The following is a 15,283-nucleotide window of genomic DNA, read 5'->3' on the forward strand; positions in this document are numbered from 1 at the left end:
GTGTCTCGAATCTCATGATCTGCGAAACCTGGCTGCCATATCTCAAGCGATGAGTTTAACTCTTTCCCTACCCGATATTAATACCCGCCCCGAATTAGCTGCACGGCCCGCTCCAAGGTCGTTTGCTTTCCTGGTGTAATGATCAGATGAAAGTGCTCCGGCATGAGTGTGAATTCGTGCAACAGATAACGTGATTTCATTCGATAGTCATAGAGAACGTCCAAGAACAATCTTGCGAAAGGATCCGCCCGAAAAAGCTGGCGGCGCTCCCAGGTGTTTGCCGTGATGAAGAAGGTCCCTTGATGATTTGGACCACGATGAGGTTTTGCCATGGATCTGCTCCAGGGGCTAAAGCCCCAGGGGGTAATAAAGGGGGGGAGCTTGGACGGCACGACTAAAGTCATGCCCTGACAGGTCAAGGGGGGAGACGGCGGGGTATGACTAAAGTCGTACCCTTCCGGGCTAATGGGGGAGTCTGGTCAGAGGTCAGAATTCAAAGGATAAGAACGGACCGAAGCATTTTGCGACAGATCTCTTTTCCCTCATTCAAATCTGACTTCCAACCTCCGACCTCCGACTTCTGGCTTCCGTATCTTCCATCCGGTTTCAATCCACTTGTTTTCTCTTGTTGCTCCTAATCAAATACCTTCTCCACCTTCTGGTATTTGCTGTGCACGTCATCAACGGCCTTTTTGAGGGCCTCCTGATCCTTTCCCCTGCTGGTCTCGGCCAACTGGTCGGTGGCTGAACAAAGCTCTGCCCGGGCCTTTTCGTATGACGGGATCTTGCTTTCGAGGCGCTTGGGAAGAGGCGCTTTCAGCAAATCGCCGCATTGAGAGACCAACTTCACACTGCTTGCCCGTAACTCGTTCCACTTCATTCCCGGCAGATACTGATGATAAATCTTGTAAAGTACGACGTGATACGCATCGAGTTCTTTGCTGACAGGCCGGATCACGCGGACCAACCCCTCATATTCGGCATGCACTTTCTCCGCGGCCTCGAGCAGTTTGGCGTCATCGTTTTTCCCCACCGCTGATTCATAATCGGAAGCAGCCTGGATGAACCCCCGGACCTTGTCATCCCATTTCGATTTCTTGTCGCGGAGAATCCCGGGCAACTCGATGGAGGGAAGTTCCTTGGCAAACTGGGATACTTTCGGCGCAAGCTCTTTCATCAGGCCATAGTCCTTCTGTGGGTACGCCTGATGCCACATCGGGAATATGACCTCATGAAACGCGGCGAGCCTGGGAATGTCTGAAGAGGTTTCTTCGGTGGCTTTCTTGTGTGTCTCCTGCGCTTGGGCTGGTAGACCTATGACAACTGTAGCGATCATGGCAATTATCAGATAAGTGCAGTGTCTTTTCATGGGATCCCCTTGGATGAAGTGAATTGCGGTTCTCACTCTTATTGACCAATGCCTTTCCTGACGGGAAGTCTATCGACCATGCGTGGCCAGAGCCTCATCAATGAGCTTGTGATAATCCTGTTCAGTCATATCCTCGTTAAAGATGAAGCGCCCGTTCACGAGAAGGGTCGGCGTACCCCGCACGCCCAGCTTGTTGGCTTCAAAGAGGTCCTTCTGAATGTCCGGAAGTGTCTCCTTGGAGTCGTAGCAGGCAGCGAACCGGTTGGCATCGAGGCCGGCCTCCTTTCCCACCTCCAGCGCTCTTTCGCGGATGTTGGACTTGGTCACGCTGTCCTGGTGCGTGTAAAAAAAGTCATAAAAGTTCCAGAACGCATCGGGCTTTTGGATGAAGGCGCAGCGGGACGCCACGGCAGCTGCTTCGGCCCAAGGATGCTTGCTCATCAATGGAAAGTTCTTAAACACGAGGCGTACACTACCGTCATAAGCCGGAAGAACCGTTCTGAGGTTGGCTGACATGGCTTTGCAATCCGGGCACTGGAGGTCACAATAAGTGATGACGGTGACCGGGGCGTTGTTTGGACCTCGGGAAGGGGCATCGTTGAGATTTATTTTCTCGAGGTTCTCAGCATCCAGATTCCTGTTGAAATCAAGCACCCGACCGAGCGAGAGCTGTTTCAGGTCCTTGGAAAGCATGTAGACCTCCGTGGAGGTCTTCCCGGCTTGTTTCCGTGTCACTGCGAGCCCCCACATCGGAGGGTTTTCGACCGACCAGATCTGGTCCACGGTCAGGGACTCCTGGGGCGCCAGCTGGAAATACCGGGTCAAGTAGTTTTCCACGCGGAGCTTGAGTTCCGTCTCCAGCGGGGAATCACTGGCGAGTGCAGAAGTGGGGCCTAGCAACACGGCCAGGGACAAGCACAGAGCGATGAGGTCCTTCTTCCAAGAGATTGTCATTTCAGGCATTGTTCTCCTTACTCGAGCTTAAAGGCGCTTGGCGCCATGCCGGCCTTCCCGCAATAGTGTCAAACCACAAGATCACGTTCCGGAAGGATAACGGCTAATGCTTCACTTTGCAACCTGCTGACCGAACAATGAACTCTCTCTGAAGCCGTGCCCCGTCTCATGGAATAGGGGACCTCCTTCCCGTGGAGCATGTTCTCATCGCTTTTCTTTTATGCTATTCTCAATTGCTCCTTGGAGTCGCGCTCTTCGGTCTGGAGGAGGTTTTGCTCCGCGATTCGGCTGGGTTGAGAACAAGGCGGACCGCAATTCGAATTCACGCCTGACGGGGGTTTCGCATGATCATTAACGAGGTTTATCTGGTTACTGTGACCAACCGAAAAACAAACAATGTGGACCGGTACATCTGTCTTAATCGATCCGAGAATATTTTTTCCGATATTGAGAAATTGCAGAACGAGTACGAAACACGCCACAAGGCGACCTGGCGTACCGACTTTCAATTCGAGTACAAGGACGTCACCAAGGAGTTCTTGAATACGATACAACAGGCTTCAGCCGCAGCTGCCTGAGCCGAAAAGCTACTCATGTTGGAACAACCCAATGCAAAGGAATTCTTCCGGGCCCAGTTTGGGGTGGCGGAAAAGGATCTGGAGCATTACCTCGGCCTGGCGTTGTCGCGCGGCGGAGACTACGCCGATCTTTATTTTGAATACCGGACGACGTCCTCGGTTCACCTGGAAGAATCCATTGTCAAGACCGCGACGCGGGGGATTTCGGTTGGGGTGGGGATTCGCGTGCTTTCCGGGGAGAAAACCGGCTATGCCTACTCTGATGATCTTTCACGCGATAAGATTGAAAGATCAGCGCTGACGGCCGCTCACATAGCGGCGAGTGCCGGCAGGACGGTATCCGTCGGAATCTCCGGCTCGATCGCGGGACACAATCTTTATCCGGTTGAACATCCGACCATAGATCTCGACGTCAGTCAGAAGATTGCGCTGGTTCGCAAGGCGGACGAAACAGCCCGGGCTTATGACCCGCGAATCAAAGAGGTGATCGTCAGCTATGCCGATGAATTGAAACGCGTCCTGATCGCCACGGGGGGAGGGCATCTTGCGTCCGACGATCAGCCCCTCTCAAGGCTGACGGTCTTCTGCATCGCCCACGAAGAGGGCCGCCGGGCGGATGGAGTGTATGGCGGGGGCGGACGGATTGGCATGGATTTCTTTCAGAAAGATCATCCTCCCGCTTACTTCGCACGCGAGGCCGCGAGGCAGGCCCTTATCCAGCTGTCTGCGATCGATTGTCCCGCCGGCCCGATGGAGGTCGTCCTCGGACCCGGGTGGCCGGGTATTCTGCTGCATGAGGCCATTGGCCATGGCCTGGAGGCGGATTTTAATCGCAAGAAGATATCGGCGTTCAGCGGATTGATTGGAAAACGAGTGGCCTCCGACCTCTGCACGGTCGTTGATGACGGAACCCTCCCGAATCGACGGGGATCGCTCAATATCGACGACGAGGGGACCCCGACGCACCGGACCATCCTGATTGAAAAGGGAATCCTCCGCGGTTACATGCAGGACCGCTTGAGCGCCGATCTGATGCGGGTGGAACCGACCGGCAATGGCCGACGCGAAAACTATACCCACATCCCCATGCCGCGCATGACCAACACCTTTATGATGGCTGGGACGGAATCGGCCGAAGACATCATTCGGTCGGTCAAGCGGGGCCTCTATGCCGTTCACTTTGGGGGTGGACAGGTGGACATTACCAACGGGAAATTTGTGTTCAGCGCCTCGGAGGCCTACCTGATAGAAAACGGAAAGATCACGGCACCGGTGCGCGGCGCATCCCTGATCGGCAACGGCCCCGATGTCCTGACCAAGGTGGTGGCGGTTGGCAATGATCTGAGGCTGGACGAAGGCATCGGTGTTTGTGGGAAGGATGGACAGTCCGTGCCGGTCGGTGTCGGGATCCCCACCATCAAGGTGAGCGAACTCACGGTGGGCGGCACGCAGGGATGAAAAGGCAGGTGGTAGGGAATAGGGATTAGGGGCTAGAAGGCTGAATCCTGAGGTTCGGTGAAGCGCAGAGATGCGCAACCCCGAAGGAAGCGCAGACTCATGAAAAGCGCTTCAGTGACACAGGAACCGTCTTCATCTCACCTACCCCCTCCCTCTGACCCATGTCACCTGATACCTAACACCTATTACCCATTACCTATTACCTATTACCTAATCCCTATCACCTGACCATGGCTGATCTCAAACAACTTGCCGTCGAACTGGTCCAACGGGCGATGGAGCGCCGCGCCGCGGCGGCCGATTGTCTCATTGTGGAGGGGGACGACTTCTCGGTCACCCTGCGCCGACAGGAAATCGAGACCCTGAAGGAATCCGGTTCAAAGGGGTTGGGGTTACGGGTCTTCTTTCGGTCGGGCGATGGAACGAGGTTACAGACAGCCACTTCGCACACCTCCGACCTTTCGGAAACCAGCCTGGCACGTCTTCTCGAAGACACCCTGGCTCTGGCGCGGATCACTTCGCCCGATGAGTGCGCCGGCCTCCCCGAGAAGGAATGGATCCATCCGCTCGGGGGAGAACTCGGCATTTACAGTGATTCCATCGCGCTTCTGGACACCGACCAGAAGATCCGCCTTGCGAAGGATTCCGAGAAGTATGCCTTGGACTATGATCCGCGTATTATCAACTCCGATGGCTCCTCCTTCAGCAGTTCGCTCCAGCGGGTTATCCTTGCCAATTCGAACGGCTTTGCGGGTGAGTATCGAAGCTCCGGCTGTTCCCTGACCACCGTGTCCATTGCGGCTGAGAAAGGTCCCGACGACGGCGGGGAGGGATCGATGCAGCGAGATGGCTGGTACTCAAACGCGGTGGACTTCGCCCGGCTCGAATCGCCGGAGGTGGTCGGAACCAATGCGGCGAAACGCACCTTGAGGCGGTTGGGGGCCAGAAAGGTCTCAACCGGTGAAGTCCCCGTCGTCTTTGATCCGCTCACGGCACGCACCTTGCTCGAAAACCTGGTGGATGCCGTGTCCGGGAGCTCCATCTATCGCCATGCCTCCTTCCTGGTGGGAAAACTGGGGAACAAAGTGGCCAGCGAGTGCGTCTCAGTGATTGATGATGGCCTCATGCCCGCAGGGCTGGGGACCTCGCCATTTGACGGCGAGGGAGTGCCTTCTCAAATCACCCCCATCATCGAACACGGCATTCTGAAGAATTACCTCTTGAATTGTTATGCCGCGCGAAAGCTGGGATTGCGGACCACGGCCAATGCGGTCAGGGACGTCGCCGGATCGCCCCGCGTCGGCCCCACCAATTTCTATCTCAAGGCGGGAACACTCTCCCCGGCGGACCTGATTCAGTCGGTGGAACGCGGGGTCTACGTGACTGATTTGATCGGTTTTGGGGTGAATGTCGTTACAGGGGATTATTCGCGAGGGGCGTCGGGGCTTTGGATTGAAAAAGGGAAATTGACGTTTCCCTTTGAGGAGGTCACCATTGCGGGAAACCTCGCGGAAATGCTATTGTCCATTGAGGCTGTGGCGAATGACGAGGATTTCCGCGATGCCGTCGCTGCCCCCACCATCAAGATCTCGAAGATGATGGTCAGCGGAAGCTGAAGGGACCCTCGATGCGGGGCCGGTTTTGAAGCGACCCTGGAAAGCGCTGTGCGAAACTCGGAGGCATCCGCACCCGCACTCCCTCTCAAATTGCCGGTTCCCATGTCCATGATGAATCCATTTCCTGATCGGCCGAAGGAAGGGCCGAACCTTCTCCGCATGGTCGGAGGAATCGTTGTCTTTTTCCTCCTCTTCGCCGTGGTGGCTTTTCTGGCCTCGCGAATTCAGAATCGACGGCGGGCCGCCGCAGATGAGGAAATGATTCAAGCGGCAGAGCAGTTCGGATCACAAATTGAAATTGGTCATGTGTACTTTAACACCGGTGAGAATTTTCTCGGGGATCGAGTCCGCTACCTGAACGGCACCTTCACCAATCACGAATCGCGTCCGGTGGAGTTGCTGGAGCTGACCTTTTATTTTTCTGACACCCTGGGTCAGACCGTCCTCCGCGAATCCAAACGCCCCATCGATGAACATAAGGCCTCATTGAAACCCGGCGAATCCCGCGAGTTTGCCATTGGTTTTGAGGGGTTGCCCACCGACTGGAATCACCAGCATCCTGCCATCAAAGTGACCCGTCTGAAATTCGAGAAATAGCTATCAGCGGTCAGCTTTCAGCAATCAGCTGTCAGAAATCCAAAGTTTGCAGCGAGCTTTGATCAGCTGATCCTTCAACGCGTCAGACAACAGCCTGTCGTAATGTGAGGATGGATGCCAGTCGATGCCTCCTGCATTTATCTTCGGAGATTTGATTACCTCGACTTATTGCCGAAGAGCGACAGCTTAGGATTTGTTGCTGAAAGCTGATGACTGACCGCTGATCGCTGCTCTACATTCGCTGTATCAGAATCAAACAAAAGTAGACCAACAAAGCCATCTCAAATCCGTCCAGGAAGGAAATGATTCGCAGGGGGAACAGCTGCTTTCGGGAAGAAGGGCTCAGGACATGGGTCTGCGGAGTTTCAGGCTGTTTCTGAACTGCATACTTTTCGCCGAGCACCAAACCGACGGCATGGTAGAGAACAAGGAAGTACACTATGACAACGGGGAACATTCGTGGTCTCACAATGGCAAAGGCGGCAAGGGCCAGATAGTAGAAGAACTCCACACGGACCACCCAGGGCAAAAGGGCTCGGACAAAGAACCGATCCTGCGGCGAGGACGTCTTTCCCCGCGCCAACCGGAAATATCGCCGGAGGCCTTCCCAGCCGACGAAATTGACGAGCATGATCAACAGAGTGGCCAGCAGGAAGAGTTGTTCAAGGGTCATGGGAATAGCCATCAGCCATCAGCTTTCAGCGTCAGATGCCAGTTGCCAGTTGTGAGTTCCCAGTTATCAGCCAGTGATCCTGATGTCGGTCCAGTTGCGTAACGAACCCACAGTACTTTTCTCTCATAGCAAGAGTCTTGACGGTCCGATGATTACACAGGATCATCTCATGGCCAGCGTCCCTCTTATGACGTCTGAAAAATGTGGCCATACTTGATTGCTGTCGAACGTCAACCATAAAGGCTCATTCACTGACAACTGGCACCTGAGAACTGGCAACTTTTCCTCACGCCAGCCAAATCACCAGGACTGCAAACACAATCGAATGCCCGGTCGAGATGATTCCCACGCGCTTGAGCCTTGCCGGACGATCCAACCGGATCGTTCCGATAATGGCCTGAAGAAATGTCGGCACAAACGCGAGGATGATAAGAGGCGATAAGGGACCCATCCGAAGACTGAGAAACACCAGCGAGAGTATTATGAGATTCAGGCTCAGGGTGCCTGCCGCAAACCGGAATCGGTCCGCCAGGGACCTGAGTCTGGACCTCTGGGGGAGGGCATCAATCTTGAGCTGAACATAGAACACCCCTCCCAGGAAAAAAAGGAAGTTGATCATCCACAACTCCATGGCAAGAGGATCGACGATTCCTGCAGCGACGTAATAGGCGAGCGGCGCGCTCATGGAAAGGCCGGCAGAAGCCAGAATCTGTCCGGCCAATGAGCGATCCAGCTTCCGGATGACCAGGACCATACTGATCGCGGTCAACACGAGGGCGAGTCCCCCAAAGGAAACCAGCGCCTTCAAACGGTAGACCGCAAGGAGCGGCGCAACGGCCAGCATCCCTAGAACAGCAAACGTCACGAAGAGGGCCCGGACACGGGACAAAGCGCGAAGGTCAGGAGTGGTGGCAAATCGCAGCCGGAGCCAATTCATGATCTGCGCCTGCGCCAGAAAGAGCATCAGCATTCCGACAAGTAACAACAACTCTTTTTCACTCCATCGACGCGCGACGCCGCACCCCACCGCCCACGGGATCAACAGCATCGCCCATGTTCCATGCTCTTTCGGAAAAACTTGCTTCGCGGTCATTAGAAACCCAGTTCAAAGTTCAAGGTTTGAAGTTCCAAGTTCAAAGTGCAGTTCAACTCTGACTTCTGACCTCCGGCTTCCTGCGTCTGGCTCCTGGCTTCCGGTTATTTCCTCTGAGAACTGGGAACTGACAACTGGTTCTCTGAGCTCCGGCCTCCGGCTTCCGGCCTCTGGCGTCCGGATGTCTTCACTGGCAACTGAGAACTGACAACTGAGAACTCTTTCCTGACACCCGATACCTGTCACTCATTGTACCTTGCTGGCCCGGCTACACAGATGACCTAAGTCACGCCCTTCTTTGAAAATCGAACAGGATGGGCTAAACTTTCGGATTGAAAATCCAAAAACCAAATTGATACCACTCAAGAGGAGTGTCAAGTGGAAAAGACCGCATTATTAAAGAGGGTTCCATTCCTTCGTGAGCTGGGTGAGGAAGAGATTGCCGCCCTCGCGGAGCGTGCAGCAGAAAAGACTTATTCCAAAGGGGAGCTGTTATTCTCAGAGGGGGATGAATGCAAAGGATTGTTTGTCGTCGGGCGGGGTGCCGTCAAGATCCTGAAGTGCTCCGTGAGCGGACGCGAGCAATCGTTGGAGATTCAGTTGCCGGGGACACCTGTGGCGGAGTTGCCGCTGTTCGACGGCGGGCATTATCCTGCCTCGGCCCAGTGTGTGGAGGATTCTGAACTTCTGTTCATTTCACGGCGCGATTTCGAATCGCTGGTGCGGCAGCATCCCGAACTGGCCATGGCGGTGATTCGTTCCCTGGGACAGCGCCTGCGCAAGATGGTGACCCTGGTGGAGGAACTGTCATTGAAGGAAGTCAGTCAGCGCATCGCACGCCGCCTCGTGGCCCTGGCGGAGGCTCGTGGGAAGAAGACCCCGGCCGGCCTGGAGATTGAGTTGCCCTTTTCACAACAGGAATTAGCCACTCAAATGGGGACAGTCCGCGAGTTGGTGTCGCGCACGCTCGGCCGGTTTCAAACCGAAGGGCTCATCGCCGTGGACGGCCGCCACATCGTCGTCCATTCCGTCGAGGCATTGAAGGAAATTGCATCTGGCTTGAAGAAGTAAAATCCAAATCCTGAATTCCAGTCAAATCCCGTATTCCAGCCTCCAAACGGTGGGTATCCGGAATGGTCTGCAGAGATTGAGTGTTGGGTTTCTCACCTCTCGACAACCCGTGAAGCAAATATTGCGGGAACCCAAAGCCATCAGGCCCAGATCGATGGAAGGTCTAAAGTAAGCGCGGTGGGTCGTTGCCTTCAAACAGGAATACCGGGAATCCTGCACCCCTTGTTCCATGCATTCGCCGCCCCGAGACGATCCCCTAATCTTCCATTTGAAGTCTTTCGAAGCGGGTGTAGTCCTTCAGGAAAACCAGTTTCATCCTTCCGATCGGGCCGTTGCGTTGTTTGCCGATGATCAGTTCGGCGAGGCCGTTGTTCTCCTCCGTCGGTTTGTAGAGTTCTTCTCGAAAGATAAACATCACGACGTCGGCGTCCTGTTCGATCGATCCGGATTCCCGGAGGTCGGAGAGTTGGGGGCGATGATCGCCGCGTTCCTTCTCGGGAGCGCGGGAGAGTTGGGAGAGGGCGACGACGGGGATCCGCAATTCCTTGGCCAGGGCTTTGAGCCCGCGGGAAATGGACGAAACCTCCTGGACCCGGTTTTCAAATCTTCCCTTGCCGCTCATCAACTGCAGGTAGTCCACAATGGCGAGGGCGAGGTTGTGTTCCTTCTTCAGGCGGCGGCATTTCGCCCGCATTTCCATGATGGTCAGGGCGGGCGTGTCATCGATGAAAATGGGGGCCTCCGCGAGGGCGCCTAACGCGACCGACAGTTTGCCATAATCTGTTTTTGGCAGGAAGCCGCTCCTCAGCTTGTGGGCATCGACCCGCGCCTGCGAGCACAACAGGCGCATCAGCAGGGACTCTTTTGACATTTCCAGGCTGAAAATCCCGACGGTCTTTCCGTCCTGGATGGCGACGTTCTCCGCAATGTTCAACGCCAGGGCGGTCTTGCCCATGGAGGGGCGGGCGGCCAGGATGATCAGCTCCGAGGGCTGAAGCCCGGAGGTCAGCCGGTCAAGATCCTCGTAGCTGGTCCGCACGCCGGTGACATGCGTCCGGCGATCATAAAGTTTCTCAATCGTCTCGAAACTCTCCCGGACGATCTCCTTGATGCCATAAAACCCTCGTTGAATGCGGTCCTCGGCGAGCTGAAAAATTTCATTCTCGGCCTGGTCCAGAAGCGTCTCCGCGTCTTCCCCCGCTTCGAAACATTGCTGGATGATTCCGTTGGAGACGTTGATCATTTTCCGGAGCAGGGCCTTTTCCTTGACGATCTTCGCGTAGTACTCCACGTTTCCGGATCGCGGCATTCCGTCCGTCAAGGACGAGAGATACGCGGCACCGCCGATGCTTTCGAGGTCTCCCGCGCGCGCGAGCTCTTCCGAGAGGGTGACGAGGTCAATGGCCCGGTTCAATTCCGAGAGATGAAGGATCCGGTCGAAGATGCGGCGGTGGCTGTCGAGATAAAAATCCTCCCGCTTCAGAATCTGGACGACCGCGTCGCAGGCGGCGTTGTCGAGAAGGATGACGCCGAGCACGGAACGCTCGGCCTCCACGTTGTGGGGCAGGCTTTTTTCGATGAGTTGGTCTGTGGACATGCTCAGGAATTCAATACTGATGGTTCTATGACCCGAGTGGAATGAAAATCAATTCTGAAGAAAGTCGATTCAATCTAGAACGGAGACAAGAACTCTTCAAGTAGATTCGCACGAAATAATTTTCTTCACGAACCAGATTCGTCTTGACAGAAATGGGCAGTGGCGCATCAGTCTTCCACATCCGGTGCACAGGATATTCACAGCGGCGGGTCCGGGGCCCGCCCAGGAGGGCATGTTCCCCCGCTTCACGGGGTGCCGGCCAACAAAAAAGCGACTGGCACAACCGCACGGGTTATGCGAGTCGCTTCGAGGGCGCCTCGAGGGAACGTCCCGGATAATCCTAGGTCGTTGCTTCGGGAATCACATTCACTTTAATCGTGGCGGTGACCTCGCGGTGAAGTTTGACCGGCACGGAATATTCCCCCAGGGTCTTGAGGGGCTCTTCCAGGTGGATCTTCCGCTTATCAATTTCGTAGCCCTGCCGCTTCAGATCGTCCGCAATATCCATCGTCGTGACCGATCCGTACAGCACCTCTTTTTCGCCGACCTTCCGCGCGATAGTGACCGTGAGCTGGTTGACCAGAGAGGCAAGCTCTTCAGCCTGCTTCTTCTCGGTCGCCTCCTTCTTCAACGCGGCGACCTTGATATGTTCTATCTTCTTCAGATTTCCCGGCGTGGCTGCGAGGGCCAGGTTTTTCGGGAGCAGGTAATTCCGGGCATACCCGTTGGCCACCTTCACCACTTCCCCCTGCGTGCCCAGTTTCTCAATCGTTTCCTTCAAGATGACTTCCATATTTCCTCCCCATAATTACTGAGAACGTTCAATCGGCGATGATTCTCCAGGGCGCCCATTCCGCCACGGGGGTTGTCCCGCGGTTCCGATTTGCGAAGAGTCGTCCAATCCCCGCCATGTTTTCATTCGGCGGCGAAGGGAAGAAGCGCGATGTTGCGCGCCTTCTTGATCGCCTCCATCAGCCGGCGCTGGTGAGGGGCGCAAACCCCTGAGAGCCGGCGGGGCATGATCTTCCCGCGTTCCGGGACAAACTGCAGCAGGGTGCGGTAGTCCTTCCAGTCAATGTAATCAATCTTCTCGACGCAGAACTTGCAAACGCGCCGTCGCCGCACAAAATCACGGCGGCCGCCGGTGCGCTCCTGGCCTCCGCGCGAAGGGGGGCCGTGTTGACCGGACCGACTTGCAGGGTAGTGACTGGTTCGATTATCCATTTTGGACTCCTTAAAAAATATTTCCGTGTGTTACGCGGGATACCGGTCCCGTTGTCCGGCGTCTCCCGCCTGCTCTCCTCACCACCGCGTGAAGGGATCAAGCGGGTCGCTCGCCGCGCCCGGCCCGATCACATTAGCTGGATGCGGGCGTGCTTGGTTCCGGCGGGGCCACCTCAGGCGGTGCTTCCGGCGCCGCGACCGGGGCGGGCGGCGGGGCATGGCGGGCCGGCTTTCGGGCGGCCCGTGCCGCGCGCTTGGCCTTCATCTTTTCGAGGCGTTTCAAATCCTCATCCACCCGGACGGTCAGGTATTTGATGATCGCGTCGGTAACCTTCAAGCGACGCTCAAATTCCTTAACGGTTTCGCCGCCCCCCTTGACCGTGAACAACACGTAGTTGCCTTCCCAGAACCTTCCGACTCGGTAGGCGAGGCGCCGCTTGCCCAGTCTTTCAATCTTCTGCGTCTCTCCGTGGGTCGAGGTGATGGTGGTTTCAAACTGGGCGATCAGCTTGTCCAGTTCCTCATCCGGCACATTCGGATTGACAATGAACATGATTTCATAAAGTCGGTCCACAAAAATCTCCTTGTCTCTGGTATTCCTGTTAAATACTGCTAACGCGTGGATCCCTCAGATCCCTTCCCGGCGGCGGCAGGTTCCGGGATCGGCGCATTGAACTGGTTCATGGCAGCAAGCGTTCCCAGGTTGATGAGCGTTAGAACCGCCTGCGCTCCACGAGCCACAAATTCATCCACCGCGGTGCGCTGTTGCTTCCCCCAAGGGGAAAGCACGAACCGGGCCGCGTCTTCCACCGCGTGATCCGGCCGAACTCCCATCCGCACCCTCGAGAAGTCGGTGCTTTCAATCATCTCCACGATGGAACGCATCCCATTGTGCGTCCCCGCGCTTCCCCGGTCCCGGATGCGCAGTTGACCCCACGGAAGATCGAGATCATCCACCACCACGGTTAAATCCCGGGGAGTCGATTCCCAGCGTTCCAGAAGACGCCTGACCGCCCGGCCGCTGAGGTTCATGTAGGTCTGCGGTTTGACCAGGACCAATTCGTTCTCCCCGGAACGGCCCAACCCGAGAAGCGATTCCGCTTCATTCCGTCTCACCGAAACCCCCAATAACCTGGCCAATTCATCAATGACGAGAAAACCCAGGTTGTGCGGAGTCATTTCATAGCGTTCCCCCGGATTTCCCAAACCGACAATCATTCGCATGGTCAATTCCCTCGGGTCAGGCGATCCCATCCAGCGGAATGCTGTCCGGACCAAAAGGCTATTTCTTCTCGCCCTTCTCCGCCTCTTCAGGCGCTTCCTCGCCCTCGGCAGCGATCTTACCCTTCTTGATGACCTCGGGTTCCGCAGGCGCTTCCGGTGCCGCTCCTTCCACGACCTCAGCCGCCGCCTTCTCCTCTCGCACCGTGGTGAGGTGCGCCACGGTCAGGTTGGGATCCGAGAGGATCTTGATTTTAGAGTCGACCTTCAAATCCCCCACGCGGATGTTGGTCCCGAACACCAGCTCCGTGACATCGACGTCAATGTGGTCGGGAATATCAGCGGGGAGACACTGGATTTCCACTTCGCGGAGAACAATCTCCAAAATGCCTCCCTGCAACTTCACCCCCTGGGCTTCCCCAACCGTGCGAATAGGCACGGTGACCTCGATGGGCTTGTCCATGGCGATGCGGTAAAAGTCGGCATGCAACAAGGCCGACTTCACCGGTTCGTACAGCCAGTCCTTAATCAGGACGTTTTGTTTTCCATGGCCCTCGATTTCGAGCGTGAAGATGCTGTTGTGCCCGGTCTCGGAATTCAGAATGGAGAGAATCTCTTTGGGATTGACGAGGAGGGAAAGGGTCTGCTTCGAAGCCCCGTAGACCACTGCCGGGATCAGGCCCTGGCGCCGGACGCGCCGTGCCGCACGACTTCCTCTTTCCGACCGTACCTTTGCAGAAACGCTGATCGCTTTCATGATTCACCTACTTTCATCCCCCTGTGGGGGATTATCATGGTTGAATAAAACTTTCGGTTTTCAAATAGCCATGGAGCGCCGGGGCTGCCATGGGGTGCGAGTCCAATCTCGCGGGTCACACCTTCTTGTCGAACAACCGGCTAATAGAGGTCTCCTGGTGGATCGACCTGATCCCCTCTCCCAGCAATGGGCCGATGGTCAGGCAGGTGATCTTTTTCGAGTTGCAAATCGGATCGGTGGAGATCGAATTGGTGACCACCACCTCTTCGATTTCGGACTTTTCGATCCGCGTGAGGGCATCCCCGGAAAACACCGGATGAGTACAGCAGGCCAGCAGCCGCTTGGCGCCATTCTTCTTGAGGGCCTGGGCGACCCGGACCAGGGTGCCGGCGGTGTCGATAAGATCATCGACGATCAGGGTGTTCCGGCCGCTGACCTCGCCGATGACATTCATCACCTCGGCCTCCAGCCCTTTTTCGCGGCGCTTGTCAACGATGGCCAAATCACACTCCAGCCGCTTGGCATACGACCGGGCCCTCTCGACTCCGCCGGTATCCGGAGAAACCACCATCAAATTGGGGATCTTCCGTTTTTTAAAGTGCTTGATGATGACCGGTCCGGCATAAAGATGGTCCACGGGGATATTGAAAAACCCTTGGATCTGTGCGGCGTGCAAATCCATCGTGAGAACGCGATCCGCGCCCGCGGTCGTCAGCAGGTCGGCCACCAGCTTGGCAGAAATGGGGACGCGCGGCTTGTCCTTGCGATCCTGCCGGGCGTATCCGTAATAAGGCAGGACCGCGGTGATCCGTCGGGCCGAGGAGCGCTTGAAGGCATCCAACATCACCAGCAACTCCATGAGATTGGAATCGGCCGGCCGACAGGTCGGCTGGATGATGAAAACATCGGCCCCGCGCACGTTCTCAAAGATCTGAAAATTAATCTCGCCATCCGCAAATCGCTTCGTCGAGCACTGGCCCAGAGGCAGCTTCAGGTACTTGACGATCTCCTCCGCCAGATGCGGATTCGCATTGCCCGTGAAGATTTTGATTTCGTCGTACATGCGCTGTCGAAA

Annotated in this window: 17 protein-coding genes; 5 read left to right on the forward strand and 12 right to left on the reverse strand. The window is 56.1% G+C overall.

Annotated elements, in window-relative coordinates; genetic code table 11:
* Positions 1-77: 77 nt before the first annotated feature.
* The 3 genes from LAO21_06635 to LAO21_06645 form a co-directional block, all read right to left on the reverse strand.
* Positions 78-332 (reverse strand): transposase, encoded by a 255-nt coding sequence (locus tag LAO21_06635; GenBank protein MBZ5552379.1) that lies wholly within the window; start codon positions 330-332, stop codon positions 78-80.
* Between the two features lie 302 nt (positions 333-634).
* On the reverse strand, positions 635-1,369 hold the full coding sequence (locus LAO21_06640; protein ID MBZ5552380.1) for a hypothetical protein: 735 nt from the start codon (positions 1,367-1,369) through the stop codon (positions 635-637).
* 69 nt (positions 1,370-1,438) lie between these two features.
* Positions 1,439-2,323, reverse strand: a complete 885-nt coding sequence (locus LAO21_06645; protein ID MBZ5552381.1) for a DsbA family protein — start codon at positions 2,321-2,323, stop codon at positions 1,439-1,441.
* Positions 2,324-2,667: 344 nt separating this feature from the next.
* Between LAO21_06645 and LAO21_06650 the strand changes: the two genes are divergently transcribed.
* From LAO21_06650 to LAO21_06665, 4 genes are all read left to right on the forward strand, one after another.
* Positions 2,668-2,901 (forward strand): hypothetical protein, encoded by a 234-nt coding sequence (locus LAO21_06650; protein MBZ5552382.1) that lies wholly within the window; start codon positions 2,668-2,670, stop codon positions 2,899-2,901.
* A 15-nt stretch (positions 2,902-2,916) separates the two neighbouring features.
* Positions 2,917-4,359 (forward strand): metalloprotease TldD, encoded by a 1,443-nt coding sequence (gene tldD, locus LAO21_06655; protein MBZ5552383.1) that lies wholly within the window; start codon positions 2,917-2,919, stop codon positions 4,357-4,359.
* Between the two features lie 230 nt (positions 4,360-4,589).
* Complete coding sequence (locus LAO21_06660) at positions 4,590-5,975, forward strand: TldD/PmbA family protein (protein ID MBZ5552384.1); 1,386 nt, start codon at positions 4,590-4,592, stop codon at positions 5,973-5,975.
* Between the two features lie 111 nt (positions 5,976-6,086).
* Positions 6,087-6,572 (forward strand): hypothetical protein, encoded by a 486-nt coding sequence (locus LAO21_06665; GenBank protein ID MBZ5552385.1) that lies wholly within the window; start codon positions 6,087-6,089, stop codon positions 6,570-6,572.
* 232 nt (positions 6,573-6,804) lie between these two features.
* Here the strand turns inward: LAO21_06665 and LAO21_06670 are convergent, their stop codons facing one another.
* Complete coding sequence (locus tag LAO21_06670; GenBank protein ID MBZ5552386.1) at positions 6,805-7,245, reverse strand: hypothetical protein; 441 nt, start codon at positions 7,243-7,245, stop codon at positions 6,805-6,807.
* A gap of 286 nt (positions 7,246-7,531) precedes the next feature.
* Positions 7,532-8,338: a YwiC-like family protein gene (locus tag LAO21_06675; protein MBZ5552387.1), complete on the reverse strand. Its 807-nt coding sequence runs from the start codon at positions 8,336-8,338 to the stop codon at positions 7,532-7,534.
* Between the two features lie 378 nt (positions 8,339-8,716).
* On the opposite strand from LAO21_06675, the gene LAO21_06680 reads away from it, so the two are divergent.
* Positions 8,717-9,409 carry a Crp/Fnr family transcriptional regulator gene (locus LAO21_06680; GenBank protein MBZ5552388.1) on the forward strand — a complete coding sequence of 231 codons (693 nt, stop codon included), beginning with the start codon at positions 8,717-8,719 and terminating at the stop codon, positions 9,407-9,409.
* Between the two features lie 256 nt (positions 9,410-9,665).
* On the opposite strand, the gene dnaB is transcribed toward LAO21_06680, so the two are convergent.
* From dnaB to LAO21_06715, 7 genes are all read right to left on the reverse strand, one after another.
* Positions 9,666-11,006 (reverse strand): replicative DNA helicase, encoded by a 1,341-nt coding sequence (gene dnaB / locus LAO21_06685; GenBank protein ID MBZ5552389.1) that lies wholly within the window; start codon positions 11,004-11,006, stop codon positions 9,666-9,668.
* A gap of 340 nt (positions 11,007-11,346) precedes the next feature.
* Positions 11,347-11,799, reverse strand: coding sequence for a 50S ribosomal protein L9 (rplI, locus tag LAO21_06690; protein MBZ5552390.1), 453 nt, complete (start codon positions 11,797-11,799; stop codon positions 11,347-11,349).
* A 122-nt stretch (positions 11,800-11,921) separates the two neighbouring features.
* Positions 11,922-12,230: a 30S ribosomal protein S18 gene (gene rpsR, locus LAO21_06695; protein ID MBZ5552391.1), complete on the reverse strand. Its 309-nt coding sequence runs from the start codon at positions 12,228-12,230 to the stop codon at positions 11,922-11,924.
* A gap of 133 nt (positions 12,231-12,363) precedes the next feature.
* Entirely contained in the window at positions 12,364-12,804 is a 441-nt protein-coding gene (rpsF, locus tag LAO21_06700; protein MBZ5552392.1) for a 30S ribosomal protein S6, read from the reverse strand.
* A 38-nt stretch (positions 12,805-12,842) separates the two neighbouring features.
* Positions 12,843-13,454 carry an aminoacyl-tRNA hydrolase gene (pth, locus tag LAO21_06705; GenBank protein ID MBZ5552393.1) on the reverse strand — a complete coding sequence of 204 codons (612 nt, stop codon included), beginning with the start codon at positions 13,452-13,454 and terminating at the stop codon, positions 12,843-12,845.
* A 58-nt stretch (positions 13,455-13,512) separates the two neighbouring features.
* Positions 13,513-14,208: a 50S ribosomal protein L25 gene (locus tag LAO21_06710; protein ID MBZ5552394.1), complete on the reverse strand. Its 696-nt coding sequence runs from the start codon at positions 14,206-14,208 to the stop codon at positions 13,513-13,515.
* A 115-nt stretch (positions 14,209-14,323) separates the two neighbouring features.
* The gene (locus tag LAO21_06715; GenBank protein MBZ5552395.1) at positions 14,324-15,271 is read right to left on the reverse strand and encodes a ribose-phosphate pyrophosphokinase; all 948 of its coding nucleotides are present in this window, start codon (positions 15,269-15,271) and stop codon (positions 14,324-14,326) included.
* Positions 15,272-15,283: the final 12 nt, after the last annotated feature.

Source organism: Terriglobia bacterium (genome assembly GCA_020073085.1).
Classification (GTDB): domain Bacteria; phylum Acidobacteriota; class Terriglobia; order JAIQFV01; family JAIQFV01; genus JAIQFV01.

What these genes read in the sequence shown, in the direction of transcription:
- LAO21_06675 (MBZ5552387.1), bottom strand. Translation starts at nt 8,338, where the DNA reads ATGACCGCGAAGCAAGTTTTTCCGAAAGAGCATGGAACATGGGCGATG.
- LAO21_06645 (MBZ5552381.1), bottom strand. Translation starts at nt 2,323, where the DNA reads ATGACAATCTCTTGGAAGAAGGACCTCATCGCTCTGTGCTTGTCCCTG.
- LAO21_06665 (MBZ5552385.1), top strand. Translation starts at nt 6,087, where the DNA reads ATGAATCCATTTCCTGATCGGCCGAAGGAAGGGCCGAACCTTCTCCGC.
- rpsR (MBZ5552391.1), bottom strand. Translation starts at nt 12,230, where the DNA reads ATGGATAATCGAACCAGTCACTACCCTGCAAGTCGGTCCGGTCAACAC.
- LAO21_06715 (MBZ5552395.1), bottom strand. Translation starts at nt 15,271, where the DNA reads ATGTACGACGAAATCAAAATCTTCACGGGCAATGCGAATCCGCATCTG.
- dnaB (MBZ5552389.1), bottom strand. Translation starts at nt 11,006, where the DNA reads ATGTCCACAGACCAACTCATCGAAAAAAGCCTGCCCCACAACGTGGAG.
- LAO21_06650 (MBZ5552382.1), top strand. Translation starts at nt 2,668, where the DNA reads ATGATCATTAACGAGGTTTATCTGGTTACTGTGACCAACCGAAAAACA.
- tldD (MBZ5552383.1), top strand. Translation starts at nt 2,917, where the DNA reads ATGTTGGAACAACCCAATGCAAAGGAATTCTTCCGGGCCCAGTTTGGG.
- LAO21_06660 (MBZ5552384.1), top strand. Translation starts at nt 4,590, where the DNA reads ATGGCTGATCTCAAACAACTTGCCGTCGAACTGGTCCAACGGGCGATG.
- LAO21_06670 (MBZ5552386.1), bottom strand. Translation starts at nt 7,245, where the DNA reads ATGACCCTTGAACAACTCTTCCTGCTGGCCACTCTGTTGATCATGCTC.
- LAO21_06710 (MBZ5552394.1), bottom strand. Translation starts at nt 14,208, where the DNA reads ATGAAAGCGATCAGCGTTTCTGCAAAGGTACGGTCGGAAAGAGGAAGT.
- LAO21_06635 (MBZ5552379.1), bottom strand. Translation starts at nt 332, where the DNA reads ATGGCAAAACCTCATCGTGGTCCAAATCATCAAGGGACCTTCTTCATC.
- rplI (MBZ5552390.1), bottom strand. Translation starts at nt 11,799, where the DNA reads ATGGAAGTCATCTTGAAGGAAACGATTGAGAAACTGGGCACGCAGGGG.
- LAO21_06640 (MBZ5552380.1), bottom strand. Translation starts at nt 1,369, where the DNA reads ATGAAAAGACACTGCACTTATCTGATAATTGCCATGATCGCTACAGTT.
- pth (MBZ5552393.1), bottom strand. Translation starts at nt 13,454, where the DNA reads ATGCGAATGATTGTCGGTTTGGGAAATCCGGGGGAACGCTATGAAATG.